This is a genomic window from Amorphus sp. MBR-141, assembly GCF_053628695.1.
On sequence record NZ_JBRJGW010000015.1, the window covers coordinates 109648 to 132568 of the forward strand.

Here is a 22921-nt window from a genome sequence, read left to right on the forward strand (position 1 = left end):
TACAACGCGCACGCTGTCGTTCGGCCGACGGTCGTCAGAAGGGCCGGGCCATTCGCTGCCCACCCGGTTCGACAGGCACATTCAAGGAGAACACTACGGTCATGCGCGTGTATTATGATCGGGATGCCGACCTCAATCTCATCAAGGGCAAGAAGATTGCCATCGTCGGTTACGGCAGCCAGGGTCACGCCCATGCGCTGAACCTGCGGGATTCCGGCTGCGGCGAAGTAGCCGTTGCGCTGCGCGAAGGGTCGTCCTCGGCGCGCAAGGCCGAGGCCGAGGGCTTCAAGGTGATGTCCGTGGCCGACGCGTCGCGCTGGGCCGACATCGTGATGATGCTCACCCCGGACGAGTTGCAGGGCGACATCTACCGCGAGCACATGCACGACAACCTGAAGGACGGCGCGGCGATCATGTTCGCCCACGGCCTCAACGTGCACTTCAACCTGATCGAGCCGCGCGCCGATCTCGACGTGCTGATGGTCGCGCCGAAGGGCCCGGGCCACACGGTGCGCTCGGAGTATCAGCGCGGCGGCGGCGTGCCGTGCCTGGTGGCCATCGCCCAGGATTCCTCCGGCAACGCCCACGACATCGGCCTCTCCTATGCGAGCGCCGTCGGCGGCGGCCGGGCCGGCATCATCGAGACCACCTTCCGCGAGGAATGCGAGACCGACCTGTTCGGCGAGCAGGCCGTGCTGTGCGGCGGTCTGGTCGAGCTGATCAAGGCCGGCTTCGAGACGCTGGTCGAGGCGGGCTACGCCCCCGAGATGGCCTATTTCGAGTGCCTGCACGAGGTGAAGCTGATCGTCGACCTCATCTACGAGGGCGGCATCGCCAACATGAACTACTCCATCTCCAACACCGCCGAGTACGGCGAGTACGTCACCGGCCCGCGCATCGTGACGGCCGAGACCAAGGCGGAGATGAAGAAGGTCCTGACCGACATCCAGACCGGCACGTTCACGCGCAACTGGATGCTGGAGAACAAGGTCAACCAGACCTCGTTCAAGGCGACCCGCGCCCACAACAACGCCCACCAGATCGAAGAGGTCGGCGCCAAGCTCCGCGACATGATGCCGTGGATCCGCGAAAAGGCGCTGGTGGACAAGGCCAAGAACTAGTCCCGATCCGGGCCGAAGGCGTGCGCGGCCGCCCTGGTTGCGCCGCCGCTGACGACGATCTGCTGCCCCGGGATGGCGTCATCCCGGGGCAGTTCCATTTTGGACCCACCGATCGGGATCATGCGTGGCGGGGATACCATGGACGGCGGTGACGACGACCTTGCGCTCCACCCGATTCGGTCCATCGCGATCGGCTACCGCGACACCGCTCCCGAGTTCGCCGCCACCCGGCGCGCCGAGATCGAGGCGCGGTGGACGGCCGAAGTCGCCGCCAATCCCGCCCTCTTCAACGGCACCGTGCTCCTCTTCGAGGACGTCGCGCTTTCCGACGGCACGCTGACGGCCACGGGCGTTCCGATCGACTACGCGGGGTTCTCCGCCTTCAAGGCCTGGGGCGGCCCGGAGCCCCGCCTGATGAACCTCTTCGGCGCGGCCGCAATCGTCTCGGCCGAAGGGCATCTTCTGCTTGGCCGGATGGCCCAATCCACCGACGATCCCGGCATGGTGAAGCTCGCCGGCGGGACGCCGGACCGCGCCGACATCGTGGACGGGAGGGTGGACATCGTTGCCTCCATCGCCCGCGAACTGGCCGAAGAGACGGGTCTGTGCGCTGAGGACGCGAGCGCTGGAGAGCTGCTCGCCCACATCGACTTTCCCTCCTGCGCGATCATGCAGGTGCTGCGCTTTCCCGCGTCCACGGCCGACCTCGTTGCACGGATGAGCGCGCATCTTGCGGCATCCGAGGCCCCCGAACTCTCCGGCATTGCCGTCGCCAGGACACGATCGGATGGTGGTGTGCTAGGCTCGCCGCGCTACACACGCGCCATTGCCCGCCACCTTCTGCCGGCCTGACAGGGCGGCTCCCGAGACCGAGAGAGGCCCCGATGGATCGACGCTACGCCGTCCTTGACGTCTTCACCGACCGGGCGCTCGCCGGCAATCCGCTCGCCGTGGTCCGCGACGCCGAAGGGCTCGACGACGCCGCCATGCAGGCGATCGCCCGGGAGTTCAACCTGTCGGAGACGGTGTTCGTGCTGCCGCCCGATAACCCCGCGCACACGGCGAAGGTCCGCATCTTCACGCCCGGCCGCGAACTGCCGTTCGCCGGGCATCCGACGGTCGGAACGGCGATCTACCTGAGCGCCGAGCGGTTCCGCGGCGGCGAGGGCGACGACGTCGACGTGATGGTGGTGCTGGAGGAGAAGGTGGGGCCGGTGCGCTGCGGCGTCGTGCTGCGCTCCGGCGGCGTCCCTTACGCGGAGTTCGACCTTCCGCGCCTGCCCAAGGTGGCCGATACGGCGCCGGAGGTGGCAGCCGTTGCCGACGCGCTCGGGCTCGCCGCGCACGAGATCGGGTTCGGCCACTATCCGCTGTCGATCTCCGATGCGGGCGTGCCGTTCGTCATCGTTCCGGTGAACGGCCTCGAGGCGGCGCGGCGCGCGTCGCCCAGCGCCGAGCGCTGGGCCCGGGTGTTCTCCACCGGCGGCTGTCTCGATGTCTATCTGTTCACCGCCGAGGTCGAGCGTCCGGAGGCGTCGTTCCACGCCCGCATGTTCGCGCCGACGATGGGGGTCGCCGAGGATCCGGCCACCGGGGCGGCCGCGGCGGCCTTCGCCGGGGTCCTGCATCGCTATGGCCAGCTGAGCGACGGCAGCCATTCCTACCGCATCGAGCAGGGGGTCGAGATGGGGCGTCCGTCGCTGATCGACCTGGAGATCGACGTCGCCGACGGCGCGCTGCACGGGGCCCGGATCGGCGGTGGCGCCGTCCTCGTGGCCGAGGGGACGCTGAAGGTCTGAGAGGCCCCGGGGAAGGGGCCCGGACGTGCTGGCGGCGGCCGCCTTATTCGCCCGCCGTCTGCGCGGCGGGGATCGGAAACACCAGATCGTAGGCCCAGTTGTAGACGAACGCGTAGACCAGGTAGAAGGCCGCGAACGATACGTCCATCAGGAACGCCTCGGCCACCGAGATCGCCAGATACCAGGCGATGAAGGGCAACAGGACGAGGAGCAGCCCGCCCTCGAACAGCAGCGCGTGGAGCAGCCGCACGGCGACCGTCTTGTGGACGTCGCCGCGGATGCGGACCATCGCGTGGTCGAAGATCAGGTTGTAGAGGTAGTTCCAGCCGGTCGCGATGGTGGCGCTGATGAGGCTGACCATACCGATGTCGCCGATCGGCTTGTCGAACACCACGGCGCCCGCCGGAATGACGAGGGCAAGGGCGATGAGCTCGAACGAGACGGCGTGCCGAATCCGGTCGAATGTGGTGCGCATGGGGATCCCCCTCGGATTTCGGGCCGTCCCGAACATGTGACCCGCGCTGGGGGAGGTCGTCCTCGCTGTCTGCGCCGGATATGGGCGCGCGCGCCGGAAAGTCGAGGGCAATTCGACCCGTCGGCGTGAAGCCGCAGACGCACGGCTTCATCGGCGCGCGAACGGACCTCGCATGGCGGCGCGGGCGGCGTGTCTGGAGACGCCGCATCGCGCGGACGCGGGCGGTGTGCTCCAAACGACGGTGCGAAAGCAGTCCCGTGTCGCGCGGAACCGGATCTCGCTCGAGAGTGGCTTAGAAGGCAGCCGGGCATCCGGGCGGGCAAGCGATGGCCGCTTTTCCGGGGGATGCCGAGAGCCCTTTCCGGTCAGACCGACACGGTCCGAACCGCGAGGATCTGCTCGGAGGCTTGAAGCCGCAGGCATGCCCTGTCGACCAGGTGGTTCACCTGGTCAGAAAGGACCTTAGCGGCGGGCCGTCGCGGCGACCTTGGCACGCGGCTTGGCGATCAGGCCTTCGCGCTGCGCCTGCTTGCGGGCGAGCTTGCGGGACCGACGCACGGCTTCGTTTTCCTTGCGGACCCTCTTCTCCGAGGGCTTCTCGTAGGCCCGGCGACGCTTCAGCTCGCGGAAGATACCTTCGCGCTGGAGCTTCCGCTTCAGAACCTTGAGGGCCTGGTCGACATTGTTCTCACGGACTTCGACTTGCAGGGGAACTCTCCTTTCAGACGTTCGGATGGGTGCTTCGTTCGGGCGCCCCATGGCAGTTCCGCGTCCAGATCGTTTCGACCTGTACGAAGCGGTACGTGCTCAAGGTTCAAATCCAGAGCCGGTTCCTGTCGGTCAGGTGGATCACCTGATCGGAATGGGCTCCAAGTTGGCGCCAGACGTGGCACGTCCGGTGGCAAACAAAAAAAGGCCCGGCCGGCTGGCCGGGCCTTTCAAAACCCGACAGCCGAATTAGGCGTTCGAGAGGTTCGTCGCGGCAGACTTGCCCGAGCGACGATCCGGCTCGACGTCGTAGTTGACGCGCTGACCTTCTTCGAGCGGCGGCATGCCGGCGCGCTCAACGGCCGTGGCGTGAACGAACACGTCCGGGCCACCTTCGGCCGGCGTGATGAAGCCGAAGCCACGAGTGTGATTGAAAAACTTAACGGTACCAGTAGCCATGTCGGCCTCCATTAGACAAAACGCAAAGATGCGTTCCCCTGCGCAACCATCGCGCAGGAACTTACCCGAATTCAGCTTTAACTTGGGTAGGCCGTTTTGAGCCAACACAGCAAGGCAGCGTGAAATCGCGACAGACGGTATATGAGCCTGTTCCGGCCGTCGGTCAATGCCGAACGGCCATCCAGGTACAGTTCTGTTGCAGCCATAGGCTGTCCACGCGCACAAGATACGCTTGGATGGCTTGCTTGGAGATCGCCCGGTAGGGCGTGCACGCAGCAACCGGACGCGCCGACATTTGCCGGCATTTGACGAAAGCCCGTGCGTGCGGGAAGGTTCGATAGCGAGTGAGTGTACAGGGCGATCGATGGGACCGGAACTGGATTTTGCGAGTTTCGCCAGCGCTGGTTCGGCGATTGCACAGATGGCTGAGAAGCTGGAGCTGTCGACGGCCGAAACAAGCCGGGCGCTGACGGCGCTGATGCCGGCCTTTGCGGTCGCCTACCAGCGTGCCTCGGCCGATCCGGAGCGTCTGAAGACCGCCATCAAGAACGCGATGCCCGTCGGCCGCTTCGAGGACGACCGCGAACGGATGACCCGCGCCTTCTTCGGCCGGGACGATCTGGCACGCGCCGTGATTGACCAGGCAGCCCGGTCGAGCGGCCTCGGTTCGGATGTGGTGCGCACCCTGTTTCCGGCGGTTGCCGCCGACTTCGCGACGTCGCTGTCGCGCCGCAACGAGCTCGGCACGGCGGGCGATCTGCTGATCGCGTTCTTCCGTGGCTATGCCCGCGGGCGCTCCGGCAGTGCGGCGCCGGTCACCTTCAATCCCTGGCTCGACGCGATGGCGGCGTTCACCGACGGCTTCATGCGCGCCCAGGACGACCAGGGACCGACGGTTGCCGCCAACACCGGCGCCATGCTCGCGGCGTCGGCAAACGCCGCGTCGGCGATGGGCTTCCCCGACATCACGACGTACCAGCGGATGTTCGACCAGTTCACCGGCGCGGCCCCGAACGGCGGCAAGGGCGGCCGGAGCTGAGCGGTCCCGTTTCGACGCCTTGGATCCGGGGCGGGCCGACCCGGCCGCTGCAGCGCCCGCCATCCGGCGAAGGACCGCGTGATGGCTGACGTCGGCACGCTGATCTCCTTCGCGGGTCTGCCGGGCACCGGCAAATCCACCATCGCCAGGCTGCTTGCGCGGGAAACCGGCAGCGTCTTCCTGCGCGTGGACGAGATCGAAACGGCGATCCGGATGTTCGAGGAGCGGCTGGACATCGGGCCCGAGGGCTACCACGTCGCCGCCGCCCTGGCCGCGTCGAACCTGGAACTCGGTCTCGACGTCCTCATCGATTGCGTGAACCCGTGGACGCTGACCCGCGACATCTTTCGGGCGGCCGCGGCCCGGGCCGGAGCGGCGATCGTGGGGGTGGAGATCCTGTGCTCCGACGCGGCGGAGCATCGCCGCCGGGTCGAAAGCCGAAAGGCGGAGGTGCCGGGCCTTGCCCTGCCGGACTGGGAGAAGGTGGTGTCCCGCGACTACACGCCCTGGTACGACGCACATCTGCGCATCGACACCGCCCGGGTCGCGGCCGAAACGGCGGTCGGCGAGATCCGGGCGGTGGTGCAGGCCGCCCGGCGGCGGGCCTCCGCGCAGGAGCGGACGTGATCGCGGCCGACGCCAGGGCGCCGGCCGCGATCGCATTGGTTTCGATAGCTCGGAGCGGGAGGGCAGCGAGAAGCCGCTCTCCCGCTTCTTCTCATCCCGCTCCAGCGGGCGGGCCGTTGGCCGGTGCTGCCGGGTGGCCCGGTCGCCTCAGGCGCAGACCTTGTACCCGGACGCGCTGTCGGCTTCCTTCGCCTCGGCAGCGCGCGCGGCGGCGGTGGCATGAAACTCCGCGCGCTCGGCGGCGCGGCGCGAGACGGCCCGGATCCTGAGGAGCGAGCTCGGGTCCTGCCCGGCCGGCGCCTCGAGCGCCCAGCGCACGTCGTCGCGCGTCACCCCGATGTCGCGCAGCATGCGGTCGTCGGCGTCGATGAGGGTGCGCAGCGAACGGCGGCCGCGATAGGCCCGTACCATGGCCGAGAGGGTCTTGCCGATCCGTGCGGCCAGGCCCATCCGGTGGTCGTTCCGCGCTTCGGTTTCCGCGGTCATGCTGCTTTCGCTCGACATCGTCCTTTTCCTTCTCGTCCCCGGTCGCCTGCTCCGGACGGGTCTCATCCGGCGGCGACCCTGCGGTTCCGGGACACTCACCCGGATCCCGCCACAAGTGCTTCGGTCGTTTCCGAAGCATGGCGCGCACTGCAACTCAGGGTGTTCTTGGAATGATCTCATTGCATACATCAGTCCAGCGAATATATGTTATGTGATAGATCAATAACTTTGATGGCGTTGCGCGATGGCCGGCCTTCTCGATCTCGATCAGCTGCGGACCTTTCTGGCGATCGCCGAAACCGGCAGCTTCACCCGCGCCGCGGAGGTGGTTCACAAGACCCAGTCGGCGGTCTCCATGCAGATGCGCCGGCTGGAGGAACGGATCGGCAAGCCGATCTTCATCCGCGACGGCCGCCAGTCGCGCCTGACCGACGAGGGCGAGCGGCTGCTGCATTATGCCCACCGTCTGATCAAGCTGAATGACGAGACGCTGTCGTCCTTCGACGACACCGAGCTTGCCGGCCGCGTGCGGCTGGGCACGCCCGACGACTACGCCGACCGGTTCCTTCCGGAGATCCTGGCGCGGTTCTCCCGCTCCAATCCGCGCTCGGAAGTGACGGTGGTGTGCGCGCCGACGCCGATCCTGGTCGATGCGATCCGGACGCGCGAAGTCGACGTGGCGATCATCACCCATGTTCCCGACCGCCGTCCGGGCCTCGGCGAGGTCATCCGCCGCGAGCCGCTGCTGTGGGTCTCCTCGGCCCGCCACGGCGTGCACGAGGAGGACCCGCTGCCGCTGGCGCTCGGCCGTCCGACTTGCGACTGGCGGGGCGCGGCGATCGCCGCGCTGGAAAGCGTCGGCCGGCCTCACAAGGTGCTCTTCGCAAGCTGGAATTCGGCCGGCGTCGGCGCCGCGGTGATCGCCGGTCTCGCCGTCTCGGTCCTGCCCGAGTCGGCCGTGCGGCCGGGGATGCGGGTCCTGTCGGACGCCGAGGGCTTCCCGCGGCTGCCCATGTGCGAGATCGCGCTGGCGCGCTCGTGGCACGACCGGTCGCCGCTGATCGACGCGCTGGCGGGCCACATCGTTTCCTCCCTCGACAACCTTGCGGTGCCGGAAGTGGCGATGGCGTAGCGGCCCGGCCGCCGGTCCCCGGGCCTGCCTGCCTGGCCGGGGCCCGGCACGTCGAACGCGCGCGCGGCGAGCACCACGCCGACCTCGCTCCGGCGAAGGCCGATGTCCTGCAGGATGTGGTCCGGCAGATCGGCCAGCCGGGCGGCGGCAGGCCGGCGCATACGGCTCCGCAGGACGGCCCAGGGGCGCGTCAGCCGCGCCCAGGCGTCCCGCATCGCCCACAGCTTCGCGGCGCTGTCCTCCACACTCATCTCGATCGAAAGTCGCATGATCATTCTCCATGCGTTCGCCATTTCTCATCGGGATTGAGCATGTGACATTCGCTATTGATCGGACAAACGAATGTTTATAGGATTATGCATGATGAAATGCGATTGATCGAACCGGAGTGGTCATGCGGAGCCTCGATCCCGATCTCCTGCGCACCTTCATGGAGGTGTCCAATGCGCCCAGCTTCGCGGAAGCCGGTCTGCGGCTGAACAAGACCCAGTCGACGGTGAGCGTGCAGATGCGCCGTCTGGAAGAGCTTCTGGAGACCGACTTGTTCGAGAAGCGCGGCCGTCGCAGCGTGCTCACCAGCGCGGGCCAGGAGCTTCTCGACTACGCGGTGCGCATCGTCCGGCTGAACGACGAGGCGGTGGGGCGTTTCCTTCGTCCGGCCGTCACCGGACGGATCCGCATCGGCACCCCCGACGACTATGCCGAGAGCTATCTGCCGCAGATCTTCGGCCGGTTCGCGCGCTCGCATCCGACGGTCGAGATCTCGCTCGAGTGCCAATCGAGCTCAACCCTGATCCAACGTGTCGAGGAAGGCGCCCTCGACATCGCGTTGCTCACCCTGACCAAGCCCAACAGCCGCGCCCGTGTGGTCTACCGCGAGCAGCTGCAGTGGATCGCCGGAACCTGCTGCGAGCCGGAAAAGCAGTCACCGCTGCCGCTGGCGGTGTTCGAGCCGGGGTGCGTCTGGCGGACGCTGACGCTGCAGGCCGTGGATGGCGCGGGGATCGACTACCGCGTCGCCTATTCCGGAACCAATGCGGCGGCGCTGGCGATGGTGGTGCGCGAGGGGCTGGCCATTGCGGCGATCCCGCTGCGGATGGCGGGGGACGGTTTCCGGGTGCTTGGCCGGGCCGATGGTCTGCCGCCGTTGGGGTCGTTCGACATCGGGCTGATGAGGGGCGTGGAAGGCAATTCCGTCGTCGATGCGTTCTACGACCACGTGCTGGAGTTTTTCGGGCGGATGGAGGTCATGGCGGCGTGATCGCGTCGGCTCGGACCTCAGGGATCCGGCGTCGCGACCGGACCGTCGAGCAGGTCCTCGATGAACAGGCTGAGCAACTGGGCGCGGCTCGACACCTCGGCCTTCGCGTAGACCCGCGTGAGCTGGGCGCGCACCGTGCCGGCGGCGGCGTTTCTGATCGCCGCGATCTCCGCAACATCGAAGCCCTTGAGGGCGAGCATGGCAACCTCGGCTTCCGCCGGGGTGAGGCCCCAGCCTTCGAAGCGGGCTGAAATCAGCTCGGCGAAGGCGCCGGAGGCGGCCGATGCGGCAGCCTCCGCCCGCCGGTTGCGCTCGAGCGTGCGCCGCATCTCCAGCCCGCCGAAGACGACGCCGATCGCCAGCGCCATCGACACCGCCGCTTCGAACACGGAGTGGATGTCGAGGCCCGTTCGGCCGAAATCGCCGGCGACGTCGGCGATGAAGAAGACCGCGCAGAGCGACTGCAGGACGATCAGCCCGGCGAGGACGGGGATGCGTCCGCCGCCGGACCGTTGGGGCGCAGCCAAGGTCAGCCGTCGTCCCGGACGGCCCGTCGGCCGGTGACCATCTGCCGGGCGAGATTGGTGCGCGAGAGATAGGATTCCACAGCCACGCCGCCGATGTGGAGGGCGGCCAGGACAAGGATCAGGTTGGCGGCAATTTCGTGAATGTCGGTCACGAGGCTTTCCTTCTTCTCACGGTCGTCGCCCTGCGCGGTGCCGTCTTCGTCGCCATCGTCGTCGACGGCGCCGATGGCCGGCGAGGCGAGCGGCTGGAGCTGGGCGGCCGCCCCGGCAGGAGGTGCCGACAGGGGCGGCGGACCCGCCATGACGATACCTGTGACGATGACGAGCGCCAGCATGCTCCAAAGCGCATAGACCATCAGCGATCCGAGCGGATTGTGCGAGCGGTAATGGCGGACCCGGCCGGCGGCGAGATCGGAGGCATGGGCGCGCGCGCCCGAGGCCGACGGCAGGAACGACGCGAAGCGCGCCTCGGCAGGGCCGACGAACCCCCACAGCAGCCGCAGCACCAGCATCGCCAACGCGATGTAGCCGATCCAGATATGCAGGACCGAGCCGCCGTCGTCGATCAGGCCGTTCAGCAGGATCGCCAGGGCGACGACCCAATGGGTGATGCGGACGATGGGGTCCCAGATCCGTTCGGAAAGCTGATGGGCGTGGGCCATTGGCAGGTCATCCCCGGGCTGCCGCCTCGGGAACGGAGCTGTCCCGGGCGTGGTCGTTGCACGACGCGAGCCGTGCGCCCGCTGGTCGTCGGCACCCTGCGCACCCGCCCCGCCGTCCGACGATGGGAGCAAGGCTTACCACGTCCAGCATAAGCGCTCGCTTACGCAAGCCGAGGGCGCGCGGAATCGGGTCCGGGATTGGAACGGCTTGAAGGCATGCGCCCTACGCGAGGGAGAAGACGCCCTACGAGAGGGGCTTTGGCATGGCCCGGTCGGCGGTGCCGTGCCAGGCAGGCTGGTAGCCCCTGGCGAGCACCGCGATGGTGGAGGGCGGGGTAAGGGCGTAGGCGAGGCCCGCATCGGGGCGCGGGCGGTGTTCCGCATAGCCGTCGCCGGACCACTTCAGGAGGCGGTCGCCCTTCACCGCCCAGGCCTGCCAGATGGCGCCGGGATCGTCCGGATCCGCTTCCGGCTTCGGCAGCGCGATCATCGTGCCGTCGGGAAGATCCGGAATGGGCTCGAGGAAGTGCGGGCGCATGCCGAGCGGGGTGCGCTCGCGGTGGAGGATCCGGTCGATGTCGCCGGCCCGCGGCAGCCGAGCAAGGTCGTGCGCCGCGGCCCACGTCTCGGCGAAGGCACGGGCTGCCGCGCGGCGGCACTGGTAGCAGGGACGGTGGCCGGCGGTCAGCGCGGTGACCTCGTCGAGAAAGAACAGCTCCGTGTAGCCGCGCCCCATGACCTCGCGTCGCTGGTCGCCGTAATGCAGGTCGCAGGCGATCCAGGCGCGCGACGCCCAGCGGCGTCCGGAGAGCAGCTTCGTCTCGGGGTCATGCAGGCGTCCCCCGCGGTTTCCCATCAGGAGACCGCGGGCGGAAATGGCGACGATTTCACCGAAGGGGGTGACCCGGTTCTGAAGCGGCATGGCGGCGTGTCTCATAGCGCACAAAATGCACACTATGAGCTTAACAAATTCCTAACGCTGGTGTCGCTTGTGTAGGGTAACCCCTTGATAACAAGGGATAGCCTGGCTGAAATCAGGTCGTGGCCGCGGTCGCAGGACGCTGGTTCGGGAGCACCACAACCTTGGTCCCGTTCGGCACCCGCTGGTAGAGGTCGATGATGTCCTCGTTCATCAGGCGGATGCAGCCCGACGACACCGCGTTGCCGATGGAGCTCTCCTGCGAGGTGCCGTGCAGACGGAACAGCGTGTCGCGGTTTCCCTGGTAGAGATAGAGCGCGCGGGCGCCGAGCGGGTTGGCCGGCCCACCCGGCATGCCGCCGGCATACTTGGCGGCCTCGGGCTGGCGGGCGATCATTTCGGCCGGCGGCGTCCAGGTCGGCCACTTTGCCTTGCGCTTGATGGTGGCGGTGCCGGACCACGCCATGCCTTCGCGTCCGACGCCGATGCCGTAGCGGATCGCCGTCCCGTCGTCGCCGACGAGGTAGAGGAAGCGGTTCGTCGTGTCGACGACGATGGTGCCCGGCTCGTAGCCGGCAGGGGCGCGCGTCAGCTGGCGGCGATAGGCGATCGGGATCGCGTTGATGTCGGTGGGCGCCACGGCGAAACGCTCGGGCTCGGAGGGCGTCAGCGCCGGGACGGGCTGATAGCCGAGGGGCCGGGCCGTCGGCGCGGACATGCAGCCGGACAGGGACGCGGCACCCGCAAGGGCCCCGAGCGCAAACATTCGCCGTGTGAGCATTCACCAACCTCCAGAACCCGAAACGATCATCGTCAATGGCACAATGGCCGGTGCGGCGAAAGGTTCGGTGCGTTCACCGAATCCTGATCGGCGGCGGTCGGAAGGGCGGCGGCGGCGGCGCGGAAAACCGGCACGGTCAGCGCCGGGCCGTGACCCGCTCGCCGATGGTGCAGAGGTCGCCGCCGTCGTTGGCGCCGGGCGCGGACGCCGCCGTCACCCGCGCGCGGGGCTCCGGCTCCACGCCGACGATTTCCAGAACCATCTTGCGGCGGATCGCGGCGGCGAAGTCCTGGCGGGCGCGGATCGGGATCTGGAAGGCCCCGACGCCGCCGATCACGCATTCGCTGTAATAGGTCTCGAGGTCCTCGACCACCGACCAGCGCTCGCCGTGTTCGTCGAGAATGATGGGCAGCCCGTTGATGGTGACGCCGCGCGAAACCGCCAGCTCGCGGGCCTGGGTCACCGGCCGTCCGTGATCGTTGGGGCCGTCGCCGGACACGTCGATGACGCGCCGCAGGCCGTCGAAAGCGTTGGTGTCGATGCGGTCGACCGCGAACATCACCGCTTCGGAAATCGAGGTGCGGGTCTCGCCGCGGATCGGAGCGTCCTCGAGGGCTTTCGCGAAGGCTTCGGCCGAGGCCGCGTCGTCGATCGCCTGCCAGTCGATCAGGATGCGCTCGTCGCCGGCGGTGCCCCACTCGACGTAGGTCAGCGCGACGCGGCCGATGAAGCCGGACTGAACCGCCTGGAGAAACTCCGGCGAGCGGATGGCCTCGACGTAGCCGCGGCGCTGGATGACCTGCTCGGCCATCGCCATGGAGCGGGAGACGTCGACGGCGAGCACGAGCTCGACATCGACTTCCTCGCCGGCAGCGGCGGGTGGGGCGAAGGCGAGCGCGGAGAGGGCGGAGGCGAGGAAAATTTCCGCGCCGCGGCGTCGCAAGCTGCACCTCATACTCATCCCCTTTTCAGGTTATGCGCACTCAATGCACTAGATGAGCATGATTCGTCGGGTTTGACCAAGGAAAAGCGCACGTTGTGCGTTCACGTGTTTGTGCGCACTGTGTGCATATCGAGGGCGCCGGAGAGCCACGCACACGGCGCGCAGGGCTGAACGACCTGACCTCAGAAAATGGTTTCGATTCTAGTAGCTTAGAGTGGAATTGGGCGAAAAAGCTCGCATCCGCCGATGCTCATTCTGCGCAAGGCGCGTGTGGCGCAGAAAGGCGCAGACCGGTTCCCATTGACGGACCGGCGGTCAGCCGACGACGATGACGTGCAGCGCCCGCGGGCCGTGCGCACCCAGCAGCAGCGTCTGGCCGATGTCGGCGGAGCGGGAGGGGCCGGTGATGAAGTTCACCGTGCGCGGCAGGTCGTTGCCGAAGCGGGTGCGCAGGGCCGCGAGGACGGTTTCCATGTCGCCGGCAACGCTGTCGGCGTCGACGAGGATGATCGCCTCCTCGGGGAGGAACGACACGGTGGTCGGATTGTCGGCGCCGGAGAGCGCCACCGAGGTTCCGGTCTCGGCGATGCCGGCAAAGGCGTAGACGACGCCCGCCATGTCGCCGTCTTCGGAGGGGCCGAGGCGAACCTCGAGGGAGGGCGCACGGTCCCAGGCCATCTCGTCGAAGCGCGGGTCGGCGCCGCGGCGGATCACCGGCGGCAGGTTCCGGCGGTCGAGCCGGCGGGCGAGGGCCACGGGCACCTCGGCGCGGGCGGCGACACGCTCGGTGGTGCCGGCAACGGCCTCGATCATCCGGCAGAACAGCGCGACGCGCTCCGCGCCGCCAAGCCGGCCGCGGGCCGGAATGGTGTGGCGGCCGTGGGCCGCGAGGCGTTCGGCGACGGTCCGGCGCCGGGCCTCGTCCTGGTTGGGATCGACGTCGAGCGCGCGCTGGATCTTGCCGATGATTTGCTCGCGCGCCTTCATGGCCGGCGCCTCGCCTTCCATTCCGCCAAGAAGGTTCGCGGCGCCGGGGCAGGCAGATCGCGGTGACGGGTCCAGACGCCGGCGAACGGCAGCCGGGTGAGGCGGCCGCGCGTCCCGCCGACCATGGACAGGGTGCGGGCGGCAAGCGCGCTGACCAGCCGGTAGGCGCGCGGACGGCGGGCGAAGAAGGCCCACGCGCCGATCCCGTATCGCGCCGTGCGGGGCTGCAGGTGGCGGGCGAACTCGTCCTCGCGCCAATGGCGCATCAGCTTCGGCAGCGGGATGCGCACCGGGCAGACGCTCTCGCAGCGGCCGCAGAAGGTCGAGGCATTGGGAAGCTGGCCGGCCTGGTCGACGCCGACGAGGGAGGGGGTCAGCACTGCTCCCAGCGGGCCGGGATAGACCCACCCGTAGGCGTGGCCGCCGACGGCCTGATAGACCGGACAATGGTTCATGCAGGCGCCGCAGCGGATGCAGCGCAGCATCTCCTGGAAGTCCGTGCCGATCATCCCGGAGCGGCCGTTGTCGACGAGCACAACGTGGAAGCCTTGCGGACCATCCGGGTCGCCGTCGCGGCGCGGGCCGGTGGCAAGCGTGGTGTAGACCGACATGTCCTGGCCGGTGGCCGAACGCGCCAGCACCCTGAGCAGGGTGGCTGCGTCCTCCAGGGTCGGCACGATCTTTTCGATCGAGGTGACGACGATGTGCGCCCGCGGCAGCGACATCGTGAGGTCGGCGTTGCCTTCGTTGGTGACGATGACGGCCGACCCGGTCTCGGCCACCAGGAAGTTGGCGCCGGTGACGCCGACATCGGCGGTGAGGAACTTCCGGCGCAGGATCGTGCGCGCCTCGCCCAGCAGGGCCGACGGCTCGCGCAGGTCGCGCTCGCTCGGCAGATGCCTGTGGACGCGGCGGAAGTCGGCTTCGATCTGGTCGCGGTTGAGATGGATCGCCGGCGCGATGATGTGGCTCGGCGCCTCGTCGCGAATCTGCAGGATGTATTCGCCGAGATCGGTCTCGACCGGCTCGATGCCCTTCTTCGTCAGGTAGCGGTTGAGCTCGATTTCCTCGCTCACCATGGACTTGCCCTTGGTGACCGTCTTCGCCTCGTACTCGCGGCAGATGTCGAGCACGGCGCGGCGGGCGTCATAGGCGGTCTCGGCAAAATGCACCTTGCCGCCGAGCGCCTCGACCTTGTCGCAGAACGCCTCAAGATAGAGGTCGAGGTGGGCGATGGTGTGGTCCTTGATGGCGCGCGCCTCGTCGCGCAGCGCCTCGAACTCGGGCAACGCATCGGCGGCGACCCGGCGCTTCTGGACGAAGCCATCGCTGATGTTGCCGAGCGCGCGCTGCAGCTGCGGGTCGTTGATCGCGCGGCTGGCATTTTGCTTGAAGGCGGGGGAGGTGATGTCCATCGGCTAGCCTTTCCTGGCCGCCGCGATCGCCGGCTCGTCGGCCATTCCGGCCAGCACCTCGGCGACATGGCGGACGGCCACCGGCGAGCCGTCGCGCGACAGCTTGCCGGCGATGTTCATCAGGCAGCCGAGATCGCCGGCGAGGACCGTCTGCCCGCCGGATGCGCCGATGGCGGTGCACTTGCGGCTGGCCATCTCGTTGGAGATGTCCGGATACTTGACGCAGAAGGTGCCGCCGAACCCACAACAGACCTCGGCGTCCTCCATCTCGGCGAGGCTGAGCCCGCCGACGGAGGCGAGCAGCTTGCGCGGCTGCGCCTTGATGGCGAGCTCGCGCAGGCCGGAACAGGAGTCGTGGTAGGTGACGCTGCCGTCGAAGCGGGCATCGACCGTCTCCACGCCGAGCACGTCGACGAGGAAGCTGACCAGCTCGAAGGTGCGCGCCGCCAGCGCCTCGGCGCGGCCGTGCCACTCCGGATCGCGGGCGAAGAGATCGGTGTAGTGGCGCGAGATCATGCCGGCACAGGAGCCGGACGGCGCCACCACGTAGTCGAACGTCTCGAACGCCGCGATCACCTGGCGGGCGATCGCGGCGGTGGAGGCGCGGTCGCCGGAGTTGTACGCCGGCTGACCGCAGCAGGTCTGGACGTCGGGGACCTCGACGGTGCAGCCGGCATTCTCCAGCAGCTTCACCGTGGCAAAGCCAACCTGCGGACGGAAAAGATCGACGAGGCAGGTGACGAACAGTCCGACCCGGATCGGCCCGCGAGGGTCTTGGGGTGTCTCGGGATTGCTCATTCGGATGATCCCCCGGCCGGGGTGGGGACAGGGGCCGCGGCGGGCGGGCCGCGGCGTGCCCGGGTTCCGGTCTTGGCCGGTCCGGTCGACGCGGGCTTGCGTGCCGCAGACTTCGGGGTGAGGCGGGACAGGCGGCGCTCGGCGACCTCTTCCCAGGCGCCGACCCGCTGGATCTCGCGCAGGGTGCCTTCGACATAGCTGATGTGGCCGCGCGCCGCGAGGCGGGCCGCGTCCGGATCGCCGGCCATGATGGCGGTGTAGATGGCGCGGTGCTGTTCGATCAGCCGGTCGCGGGCCTCGGCGCTCTGGTAGAGGCGGGCGCGGCTGAAGAACACGCCGTCGGCCAGCAGCCGGTAGCAGCCGCGCAGCGTGTGCAGCAGCACGATGTTGTGGGCCGCCTCGCCGATCGCATGGTGGAACTCGACGTCGATCTCGGCTTCCTCGTCGAAGGCGCCGCTCTCGTGGGCGGCCTGCATCTTCTCGATGAGGTGGGTCAGGATCTCGCGGTCGGCGGCGGTGGCACGCGCGGCGGCGAGCGCCGAGGTCACCTGCTCGATCTCGCAGCGGAAGTCGAGATAGTCGAACACGGCCGACGGGTGCCGCTCGAACAGCCGCACGATCGGCTCGGAGAAGACGGTGCCGATCACGTCGGCCACGAAGGTTCCGCCGCCGTGGCGGGCGACGATCAGGTCGCGTTCCTCCAGCGTCTTCAGGGCCTGGCGGAGAATCGGCCGGGAGACATCCAGCGTCTTGGCCAGGTCGCGTTCGGACGGCAGGCGGTCTCCGGTCCTCAGCACGCCCTGAAGGATCAGTTCCTCGATCTGGTGAACGATCGCGTCCGCGGTGCGGTTGTGCACGATCCGGTCGAATACCATGGCCGACAACGGTTCTTGTTCTTGTGCCGGCGCGCGCGGACGATCCGCTCCCGGCTGGGATCCATTCGATCGCCGAAGTATGCGGTGCCCACGCGAGAGGTCAACGATCTTGTCCATTGGGGTGGCCGAGGATTTCGGTTCCAGCCCGGCCGCGTGCCGGCCGCTTCGGCGCGATGCACGCAAGGGGCGCAAAGGCAGAAGTCGCCCCTGCGGGTCAAAACGCTTGCGTTTCCCGTCGGTTGAAGAGGGAGCGATGTCCAGGCGCACCCGGAGTTTCGGGCGCGCCAGAGGCGCCGGCATCCCGCTCAGCGATACAGCGCTTGACTCCGGTGGTCGGTCCGGCGAACCATTCCGACCAGGGGCTGCGCGGGGGCGACACACCCTTGCGTTGCCCGGGGGGCATCGGCGGCCTGAGGCGGGACCAACCTGCCCGGTCGGCGCGTCGGGCGTCTCCCAAGAAAAAGCAAAAAGCATCCAAGGGAGAGAAACAGCATGCACGTTGCAAAGGGAATTCGAAGCGCGGGCGCTTGCGCGTTCGCAGCGGTCGTCGGGGTGGGCGGGGTCCTTGCGGCCGCGACCGGAGTGGATGCCGCCGACCGGGTCCGCTGGCCGATGCCGATGTCGTTCGCCTCGACGCTGACGGCGCTCGGCGATACCGCCCCCTGGGTGGCCGACCAGATCGACAAGATGAGCGGCGGGACGATCAAGCTGGAGGTGTTCGAGCCGGGCAAGCTGGTGCCGGCGCTCGAGATCTTCGACGCCGTCTCGGAAGGCAAGGTCGAGGCGGGCTACGCCTGGATGGGCTACGAGCAGGGCAAGGTGCCGGCATCGGCGCTGTTCGGCGCGCGCCCGTTCGGCCTGGAGCCCGACCAGTACGCCGCCTGGATCTATTTCGGCGGCGGAGACGAGCTCGTGAAGGAGCTCTACAAGCCGCACAACGTCTATCCGATCTTCTGCGGCACCATCGCGCCGGAAGCGGCCGGCTGGTTCACCTTCGAGATCAAGAGCCTCGACCAGGTGAAGGGCCTCAAGTTCCGTGCCGCCGGCCTTGGCGGCAAGGTGATGGAGAAGGTCGGGGCCTCGGTCACGGTGCTGCCGGGCGGCGAGCTCTACCAGGCGCTTGAAAAGGGCGTCCTGGACGGCACCGAGTTCTCGCTGCCGACCGTCGACGAGCAGCTCGGCTTCTACAAGGTGGCGAAGTTCTACCACCTTCCGGGCTGGCATCAGCCGTCGACGAGCCAGTACCTCTACGTGAACCTCGACGCCTGGAACGGGCTCGACGCCACCCAGCAGGCGATCATCGAGACCGGCTGCGTGGCCGGCGTGGCGCACGCGATCGCCAAGGCGGAGGCGTTGCAGGGCGCGGTGCTCAGCCGCTTCCAGAACGAGCTCGGCGTGACGGCGGTGCAGCTGCCGAAGGACGTCCTCGAGGCCCTGCAGGTCGCCTCCGAAGAGGTCTTCGCGGAAGAATCGGCGAAGGACGAGATGTTCAAGAAGGTCTACGAGTCCCAGCTCGCCTTCCAGAAGGAGAACAAGGACTGGCACAACCTCGGCTACCTGCCGCGGGACTGGCCGGTCGAGCCGGCCGCGAACTAGCGTCGAAGCTCGGCGTCCCCTGCGCCTGTGCCGGCGCAGGGGACGTGCCCTTTTTCTCGATCAATGGTTCCGCCGCCGGGCGCCCCGCCTGACGACGGGTTGATCTCGCCGGGAAATCTCTCGTGACCGACGCACACGACCGCCTCCTTCAGGCCGTGGAGGCCGCCGAGCATGGTTCGGTGGCCATCCCTCTGCCCGAGACCCGCCTGTCGCGGGCGCTCGACGCCGCCGTCAACTTCATCGGCCGCGCCATCTCCTGGCTGTGGGTGGTGCTGATCGCGATCATCCTGGTCAACGTGATCCTGCGCTACGTCTTCAACGAAGGCCTGATCATCTTCGAGGAGCTGCAATGGCACGTCTATGCCATCGGCTTCATGATGGGGCTGTCGTTCGCCGTCGTCGGCGACCGCCACGTCCGCGTCGACGTGCTCGCCGAGCGGATGAGCGTCCGCTGGAGGGCGTGGGTCGAGTTCCTCGGCCTGCTCCTGTTCCTGCTGCCGTTCTCCATCCTCGTCACCATCGAGGCGGTGCCGTTCGTCATGCGCGCCTGGGATCTCGGCGAGGTGTCGGTCGCTCCCGGCGGGCTCAGCCACCGCTGGGCGCTGAAGTCGGTCATCGTCATCGCCTTCGCGCTGGTCGCCGTGGCCGCGCTTTCCCGGCTGTCGCGGGTCACGTCGTACCTGTTCCGCTTTCCACGCCCGCTGCCCCCGCGCGAGCTCTAGCCACCGGCTGGAGCCGCGCCCTGCCGAAGCACGATAGGCGCCATGGAATCCTACGAAATCATCGTCATCTGCCTTCTGGTCTCGTTCATCGTCCTGCTCATGACGGGGTTCCCGATCGCGTGGATCCTGGCGGGCCTGGCGCTCGCCTTCACGCTGGTCGGCATCGCCGGGCCCGAGTATTTCGGCATCGACACCTACTTCCTGGATTCCTGGTCCGACTTCGCGATCGTCGTGAACCGGACCTGGAACCTGATGGAAAACTGGGTGCTTACGGCGCTGCCCATGTTCATCTTCATGGGGCTGATGCTGGAGCGGTCGGGGCTGGCGGAATCCCTGATGAAGAACTTCGTGCAGGTGTTCGGCCGGTTCCGCGGCGGCCTCGCCATCGCGGCGATCCTGATCGGCATCCTGTTCGCCGCCTCCACCGGCATCGTCGGGGCCTCGGTGGTGCTGCTCACCGTGCTGGCCATGCCGATCATGCTGGAGCAGGGCTACTCCAAGAGCCTGGCGGCCGGCGTGCTGGCCTCGTCCGGCACGCTCGGCATCCTCATTCCGCCGTCGATCATGCTGGTCATCATGGCCGACCAGCTGTCGCTGTCGGTGGGCGACCTGTTTCTCGGCGCGGTGATGCCGGGGCTCATCCTCGGCGTCCTCTACATCGTCTACGTGCTGGTCGTCGCCGCGGTGAATCCGAAGGCGGCGCCGGCACCCACCCATCTGGAGCCGCTCAGCTTCGCCGTCGTCGTGCGCACGCTCATTTCGGTGCTGCCGCCGCTGATCCTGATCTTCGCGGTGCTCGGGACGATCTTCTTCGGCGTCGCGACACCGACGGAGGCGGCCGGCATCGGCGCGTTCGGCGCGACTGTCCTGGCGCTGGTCAACGGCCGGCTGACGCTGAAGGTGCTCAGGGAGGTCAGCTACGAGACGACCTACACCACGGCGTTCATCTTCGGCATCTTCCTGGGCGCCACCGCGTTCGCCCTGGTGATGCGGTCGCTCGGCGGCGACCAGTTCATCGAGCACATCCTGTCGTCGCTGCCGTTCGGGCCGAGCGGCATCGTCATCTTCGTGCTCGGACTGGCGTTCCTGATGGGCTTCTTCCTCGACTGGCTGGAGATCACGCTGATCTTCCTGCCGCTGATGGCGCCGGTGATCATCGCGCTGGGCTTCGACCCGGTCTGGTTCACGGTGATGTTCGCGGTGGCGCTGCAGACGTCGTTCCTGACGCCGCCGGTCGGCTTCTCGCTGTTCTACCTGAAGGGGGCGGCGCCGCCGGAAGTGACGACCATCGACGTCTACAAGGGCGTGATCCCGTTCGTGATCCTGCAGCTGATCGCGCTGGGGCTGGTGTTCGCCTACCCGCAGATCGTCCTGTGGCTGCCGGCGCAGGCCTACTGAGCCGCCGGCTTCGGACGGATGCCCATCCGCAGCCTGACCTCCGGCGGCACGCCGTATTCGTCCATGAAGGCCTTGGGGCGGCGCAGGCCCATCAGCTCGCGCTGCACGACGATGTGCCAGAGCGCCTCGCCGGCGGCGGCGACGATCGGATCACGCTCGACCTGGCTGGCGTCCGGGACCTCGGCGTCAAACGCCGCCAGCGCCGCCAGACGCTTTTCCAGCACCCGCAGAAGGCGGCCGTGGGTGCCCGCCATCTCGCCGCGGATCTCGTGGTCGAGCGCCTCCTCGAACGCCGTCGTCTGGGATTTGGGGGCGAACGCCTTCGGTGGCCGGACGGACATGGCGGGCCTTTCGGCTGACGGACCTCGGATCACGCGATCAAGGTGTGGGGTCGCTGAGCGCTGCGCAAGGGCCGCGCACCGGCGTGGATCGGCCGGCGCCCCGCGTTGATGGAATTCTCATCCTTCGACCCTATCCTTGTCTGCGACCGTCATCCAGGACGACGCACCGACAGGGGAACTTTGCGATGCGGACTTATCTGCCGGCCTTTCTCGGTCTTGTCGGCGCCCTCGCGCTGACGATCGAACCTGCCCAGGCAAGCTTTGCTTCCTGCGTGGCGGGCCTGAAGCAGGCGGCCGTGCGCGCCGGCATCAGCCCGCAACTGGCGGCGCGCGCCCTCGACGGTGCGAAGCCCGATCCGGACGTGATTCGCTTCTCGCGCTCCCAGCCCGAGTTCAAGACGCCGATCTGGGACTACATGGCCTTCCTGGTCGACGAAAAGCGCGTCGAGGACGGCAAGCAGATGCTGCGCAAGTACGACCGCGTCCTGCGCCAGGTCGAGAAGACCTACGGCGTCGACCGCCACGTGGTGGTGGCGGTGTGGGGCGTGGAGACCGACTACGGCCAGACCGTGGGCGAGTTCTTTCTGCCGCACGCGCTGGCGAACCTCGCCTGCGAGGGCGGGCGGCGCGCCGACTTCTGGCGCGGCGAGATGATCTCGGCGCTGTCGCTGGTGCAGGGCGGCGACCTGGAGCTGGACGAACTGGTGGGCTCCTGGGCCGGCGCCTTCGGCCAGACCCAGTTCATTCCGTCCACCTACAAGCGCCTGGCGGTCGATTTCGACGGCGACGGCCGGCGCGACCTGGTCCGCTCGGTGCCGGATGCGCTCGGCTCGACGGCGAACTTCCTGCGCAAGGCCGGATGGCAGCCGGGCGAACCGTGGATGATCGAGGTCAAGGTGCCGGCCAGCTATTCGGGGCCTTCCGGCCGGACGCGGACGGCGTCGCTGTCCAGCTGGGGCGCGCGCGGCGTGGTGCGGGCCGACGGCCGGCCGATCTCCGGGGGCGGCTCGGCCGGGCTGCTGCTGCCGGCCGGACCCGGCGGGCCGGGGTTCCTGGTGTTCCGGAACTTCAATGCGATCTATTCCTACAACCTGGCCGAATCCTATGCGCTGGCGATCTCCCATCTGGCCGACCGCATCGCCGGCTATCCGGCGTTCCGCACGCCATGGCCGACCGACGATCCGGGACTGTCGCGCGCCGAACGGCTGGAGCTGCAGAAACTGCTGAACGCCAAGGGCTTTGATGCCGGCAAGCCGGATGGCAAGGTCGGTCCCTCGACTCAGGCGGCGATCGTTCGGGCCGAGGCGCACTACGGGATGGAGCAGACCGGCCGGGCCGGACGCAAGATCTACGAGGCGTTGGGAGGTCAGGGTGCGGCCGGCTCCGGCTTCAAGGTGCCGGGGTTCCTGCGGCCGTTCACGCGACAGAAGGACTAGACGATGAAGATCAACCGTGCAGGCGCCGCGGCTTCCGTGGTGCCTTCCGCCGACTATTTCACCGGCACCGTCTGGCAGGACCCGATTGCCAACGCGCCCGAACCGGGACGGGTGCGGGCACTGCTCGTCACCTTTGCGCCGGGGGCGCGCACCAACTGGCACACCCACCCCCTGGGGCAGACGCTGTTCGTTGCCTCCGGCGTCGGGCGCTGCCAGTCCGACGGCGGGCCTGTCCGGGTCATCCGGCCGGGCGATTCCATCTGGTTCGCACCGGGCGAACGGCACTGGCACGGGGCTGCCCCGGACGCAGGCATGAGCCACATCGCCATTCAGGAGGCCAAGGACGGCGAGGCCGCGGACTGGGCAGAGCCGGTGTCCGATGCCGACTACGGCGCGGACCCTGAGGACTGAGGT

26 protein-coding genes are annotated in these 22921 nt (G+C 68.3%); 12 read left to right on the forward strand and 14 right to left on the reverse strand.

What is annotated here, in order from left to right; all coding sequences use genetic code 11:
* The first annotated feature begins 101 nt into the window (after nucleotides 1-101).
* From ilvC to ACSSVZ_RS19130, 3 genes are all read left to right on the forward strand, one after another.
* Entirely contained in the window at nucleotides 102-1121 is a 1020-nt protein-coding gene (gene ilvC / locus ACSSVZ_RS19120) for a ketol-acid reductoisomerase (protein ID WP_453972333.1), read from the forward strand.
* 120 nt (nucleotides 1122-1241) lie between these two features.
* Nucleotides 1242-1973, forward strand: coding sequence for an NUDIX hydrolase (locus tag ACSSVZ_RS19125; RefSeq protein WP_453972334.1), 732 nt, complete (start codon nucleotides 1242-1244; stop codon nucleotides 1971-1973).
* Between the two features lie 32 nt (nucleotides 1974-2005).
* Nucleotides 2006-2920, forward strand: coding sequence for a PhzF family phenazine biosynthesis protein (locus tag ACSSVZ_RS19130; protein WP_453972335.1), 915 nt, complete (start codon nucleotides 2006-2008; stop codon nucleotides 2918-2920).
* 43 nt (nucleotides 2921-2963) lie between these two features.
* Here ACSSVZ_RS19130 and ACSSVZ_RS19135 read toward each other — a convergent pair whose 3' ends face one another.
* From ACSSVZ_RS19135 to ACSSVZ_RS19145, 3 genes are all read right to left on the reverse strand, one after another.
* Nucleotides 2964-3395, reverse strand: coding sequence for a PACE efflux transporter (locus ACSSVZ_RS19135; RefSeq protein WP_453972336.1), 432 nt, complete (start codon nucleotides 3393-3395; stop codon nucleotides 2964-2966).
* A 462-nt stretch (nucleotides 3396-3857) separates the two neighbouring features.
* Nucleotides 3858-4103 (reverse strand): 30S ribosomal protein S21, encoded by a 246-nt coding sequence (rpsU, locus tag ACSSVZ_RS19140; RefSeq protein WP_453972392.1) that lies wholly within the window; start codon nucleotides 4101-4103, stop codon nucleotides 3858-3860.
* A gap of 249 nt (nucleotides 4104-4352) precedes the next feature.
* Complete coding sequence (locus ACSSVZ_RS19145; RefSeq protein WP_453961507.1) at nucleotides 4353-4562, reverse strand: cold-shock protein; 210 nt, start codon at nucleotides 4560-4562, stop codon at nucleotides 4353-4355.
* A gap of 421 nt (nucleotides 4563-4983) precedes the next feature.
* Here ACSSVZ_RS19145 and ACSSVZ_RS19150 point away from each other — a divergent pair, with 421 nt between their 5' ends.
* Together ACSSVZ_RS19150 and ACSSVZ_RS19155 are read left to right on the forward strand one after the other, a co-directional pair.
* Entirely contained in the window at nucleotides 4984-5601 is a 618-nt protein-coding gene (locus ACSSVZ_RS19150) for a hypothetical protein (protein WP_453972337.1), read from the forward strand.
* A gap of 81 nt (nucleotides 5602-5682) precedes the next feature.
* On the forward strand, nucleotides 5683-6228 hold the full coding sequence (locus ACSSVZ_RS19155) for an AAA family ATPase (RefSeq protein WP_453972338.1): 546 nt from the start codon (nucleotides 5683-5685) through the stop codon (nucleotides 6226-6228).
* Between the two features lie 147 nt (nucleotides 6229-6375).
* On the opposite strand, the gene ACSSVZ_RS19160 is transcribed toward ACSSVZ_RS19155, so the two are convergent.
* The gene (locus tag ACSSVZ_RS19160) at nucleotides 6376-6732 is read right to left on the reverse strand and encodes a DUF1127 domain-containing protein (RefSeq protein WP_453972339.1); all 357 of its coding nucleotides are present in this window, start codon (nucleotides 6730-6732) and stop codon (nucleotides 6376-6378) included.
* A 226-nt stretch (nucleotides 6733-6958) separates the two neighbouring features.
* Between ACSSVZ_RS19160 and ACSSVZ_RS19165 the strand changes: the two genes are divergently transcribed.
* The gene (locus tag ACSSVZ_RS19165; RefSeq protein WP_453972340.1) at nucleotides 6959-7846 is read left to right on the forward strand and encodes a LysR substrate-binding domain-containing protein; all 888 of its coding nucleotides are present in this window, start codon (nucleotides 6959-6961) and stop codon (nucleotides 7844-7846) included.
* A 394-nt stretch (nucleotides 7847-8240) separates the two neighbouring features.
* A complete protein-coding gene (locus ACSSVZ_RS19170; RefSeq protein WP_453972341.1) occupies nucleotides 8241-9107 on the forward strand; it encodes a LysR substrate-binding domain-containing protein in 867 nt (288 codons plus the stop codon).
* Between the two features lie 17 nt (nucleotides 9108-9124).
* Here ACSSVZ_RS19170 and ACSSVZ_RS19175 read toward each other — a convergent pair whose 3' ends face one another.
* The 9 genes from ACSSVZ_RS19175 to ACSSVZ_RS19215 form a co-directional block, all read right to left on the reverse strand.
* Entirely contained in the window at nucleotides 9125-9634 is a 510-nt protein-coding gene (locus ACSSVZ_RS19175; RefSeq protein WP_453972342.1) for a helix-turn-helix transcriptional regulator, read from the reverse strand.
* A 2-nt stretch (nucleotides 9635-9636) separates the two neighbouring features.
* Nucleotides 9637-10296 (reverse strand): cytochrome b/b6 domain-containing protein, encoded by a 660-nt coding sequence (locus tag ACSSVZ_RS19180; RefSeq protein ID WP_453972343.1) that lies wholly within the window; start codon nucleotides 10294-10296, stop codon nucleotides 9637-9639.
* Nucleotides 10297-10540: 244 nt separating this feature from the next.
* Nucleotides 10541-11218 carry a hypothetical protein gene (locus ACSSVZ_RS19185; protein WP_453972344.1) on the reverse strand — a complete coding sequence of 226 codons (678 nt, stop codon included), beginning with the start codon at nucleotides 11216-11218 and terminating at the stop codon, nucleotides 10541-10543.
* A gap of 112 nt (nucleotides 11219-11330) precedes the next feature.
* On the reverse strand, nucleotides 11331-11996 hold the full coding sequence (locus ACSSVZ_RS19190; RefSeq protein ID WP_453972345.1) for a L,D-transpeptidase: 666 nt from the start codon (nucleotides 11994-11996) through the stop codon (nucleotides 11331-11333).
* Nucleotides 11997-12132: 136 nt separating this feature from the next.
* A complete protein-coding gene (locus ACSSVZ_RS19195; RefSeq protein ID WP_453972346.1) occupies nucleotides 12133-12939 on the reverse strand; it encodes a DUF1194 domain-containing protein in 807 nt (268 codons plus the stop codon).
* Between the two features lie 315 nt (nucleotides 12940-13254).
* A complete protein-coding gene (locus ACSSVZ_RS19200; protein WP_453972347.1) occupies nucleotides 13255-13926 on the reverse strand; it encodes a LutC/YkgG family protein in 672 nt (223 codons plus the stop codon).
* Nucleotides 13923-15341: a LutB/LldF family L-lactate oxidation iron-sulfur protein gene (locus ACSSVZ_RS19205; protein WP_453972348.1), complete on the reverse strand. Its 1419-nt coding sequence runs from the start codon at nucleotides 15339-15341 to the stop codon at nucleotides 13923-13925. The genes ACSSVZ_RS19200 and ACSSVZ_RS19205 overlap by 4 nt, the downstream gene beginning before the upstream one ends.
* Before the next feature lie 3 nt (nucleotides 15342-15344).
* Nucleotides 15345-16139: a (Fe-S)-binding protein gene (locus tag ACSSVZ_RS19210; protein ID WP_453972349.1), complete on the reverse strand. Its 795-nt coding sequence runs from the start codon at nucleotides 16137-16139 to the stop codon at nucleotides 15345-15347.
* Nucleotides 16136-17014 carry an FCD domain-containing protein gene (locus ACSSVZ_RS19215; RefSeq protein WP_453972393.1) on the reverse strand — a complete coding sequence of 293 codons (879 nt, stop codon included), beginning with the start codon at nucleotides 17012-17014 and terminating at the stop codon, nucleotides 16136-16138. The genes ACSSVZ_RS19210 and ACSSVZ_RS19215 overlap by 4 nt, the downstream gene beginning before the upstream one ends.
* A 492-nt stretch (nucleotides 17015-17506) precedes the next feature.
* Here ACSSVZ_RS19215 and ACSSVZ_RS19220 point away from each other — a divergent pair, with 492 nt between their 5' ends.
* From ACSSVZ_RS19220 to ACSSVZ_RS19230, 3 genes are all read left to right on the forward strand, one after another.
* Complete coding sequence (locus ACSSVZ_RS19220; RefSeq protein WP_453972350.1) at nucleotides 17507-18610, forward strand: TRAP transporter substrate-binding protein; 1104 nt, start codon at nucleotides 17507-17509, stop codon at nucleotides 18608-18610.
* Nucleotides 18611-18732: 122 nt separating this feature from the next.
* A complete protein-coding gene (locus tag ACSSVZ_RS19225; RefSeq protein ID WP_453972351.1) occupies nucleotides 18733-19332 on the forward strand; it encodes a TRAP transporter small permease subunit in 600 nt (199 codons plus the stop codon).
* A 42-nt stretch (nucleotides 19333-19374) separates the two neighbouring features.
* Nucleotides 19375-20730 (forward strand): TRAP transporter large permease, encoded by a 1356-nt coding sequence (locus tag ACSSVZ_RS19230; protein ID WP_453972352.1) that lies wholly within the window; start codon nucleotides 19375-19377, stop codon nucleotides 20728-20730.
* On the opposite strand, the gene ACSSVZ_RS19235 is transcribed toward ACSSVZ_RS19230, so the two are convergent.
* Nucleotides 20724-21071: a DUF6665 family protein gene (locus ACSSVZ_RS19235; protein ID WP_453972353.1), complete on the reverse strand. Its 348-nt coding sequence runs from the start codon at nucleotides 21069-21071 to the stop codon at nucleotides 20724-20726. The genes ACSSVZ_RS19230 and ACSSVZ_RS19235 overlap by 7 nt on opposite strands.
* 185 nt (nucleotides 21072-21256) lie before the next feature.
* Between ACSSVZ_RS19235 and ACSSVZ_RS19240 the strand changes: the two genes are divergently transcribed.
* Together ACSSVZ_RS19240 and ACSSVZ_RS19245 are read left to right on the forward strand one after the other, a co-directional pair.
* Nucleotides 21257-22507 (forward strand): lytic murein transglycosylase, encoded by a 1251-nt coding sequence (locus ACSSVZ_RS19240; protein ID WP_453972354.1) that lies wholly within the window; start codon nucleotides 21257-21259, stop codon nucleotides 22505-22507.
* Between the two features lie 3 nt (nucleotides 22508-22510).
* A complete protein-coding gene (locus tag ACSSVZ_RS19245) occupies nucleotides 22511-22918 on the forward strand; it encodes a (R)-mandelonitrile lyase (RefSeq protein ID WP_453972355.1) in 408 nt (135 codons plus the stop codon).
* The last annotated feature ends 3 nt before the right edge of the window (nucleotides 22919-22921 follow it).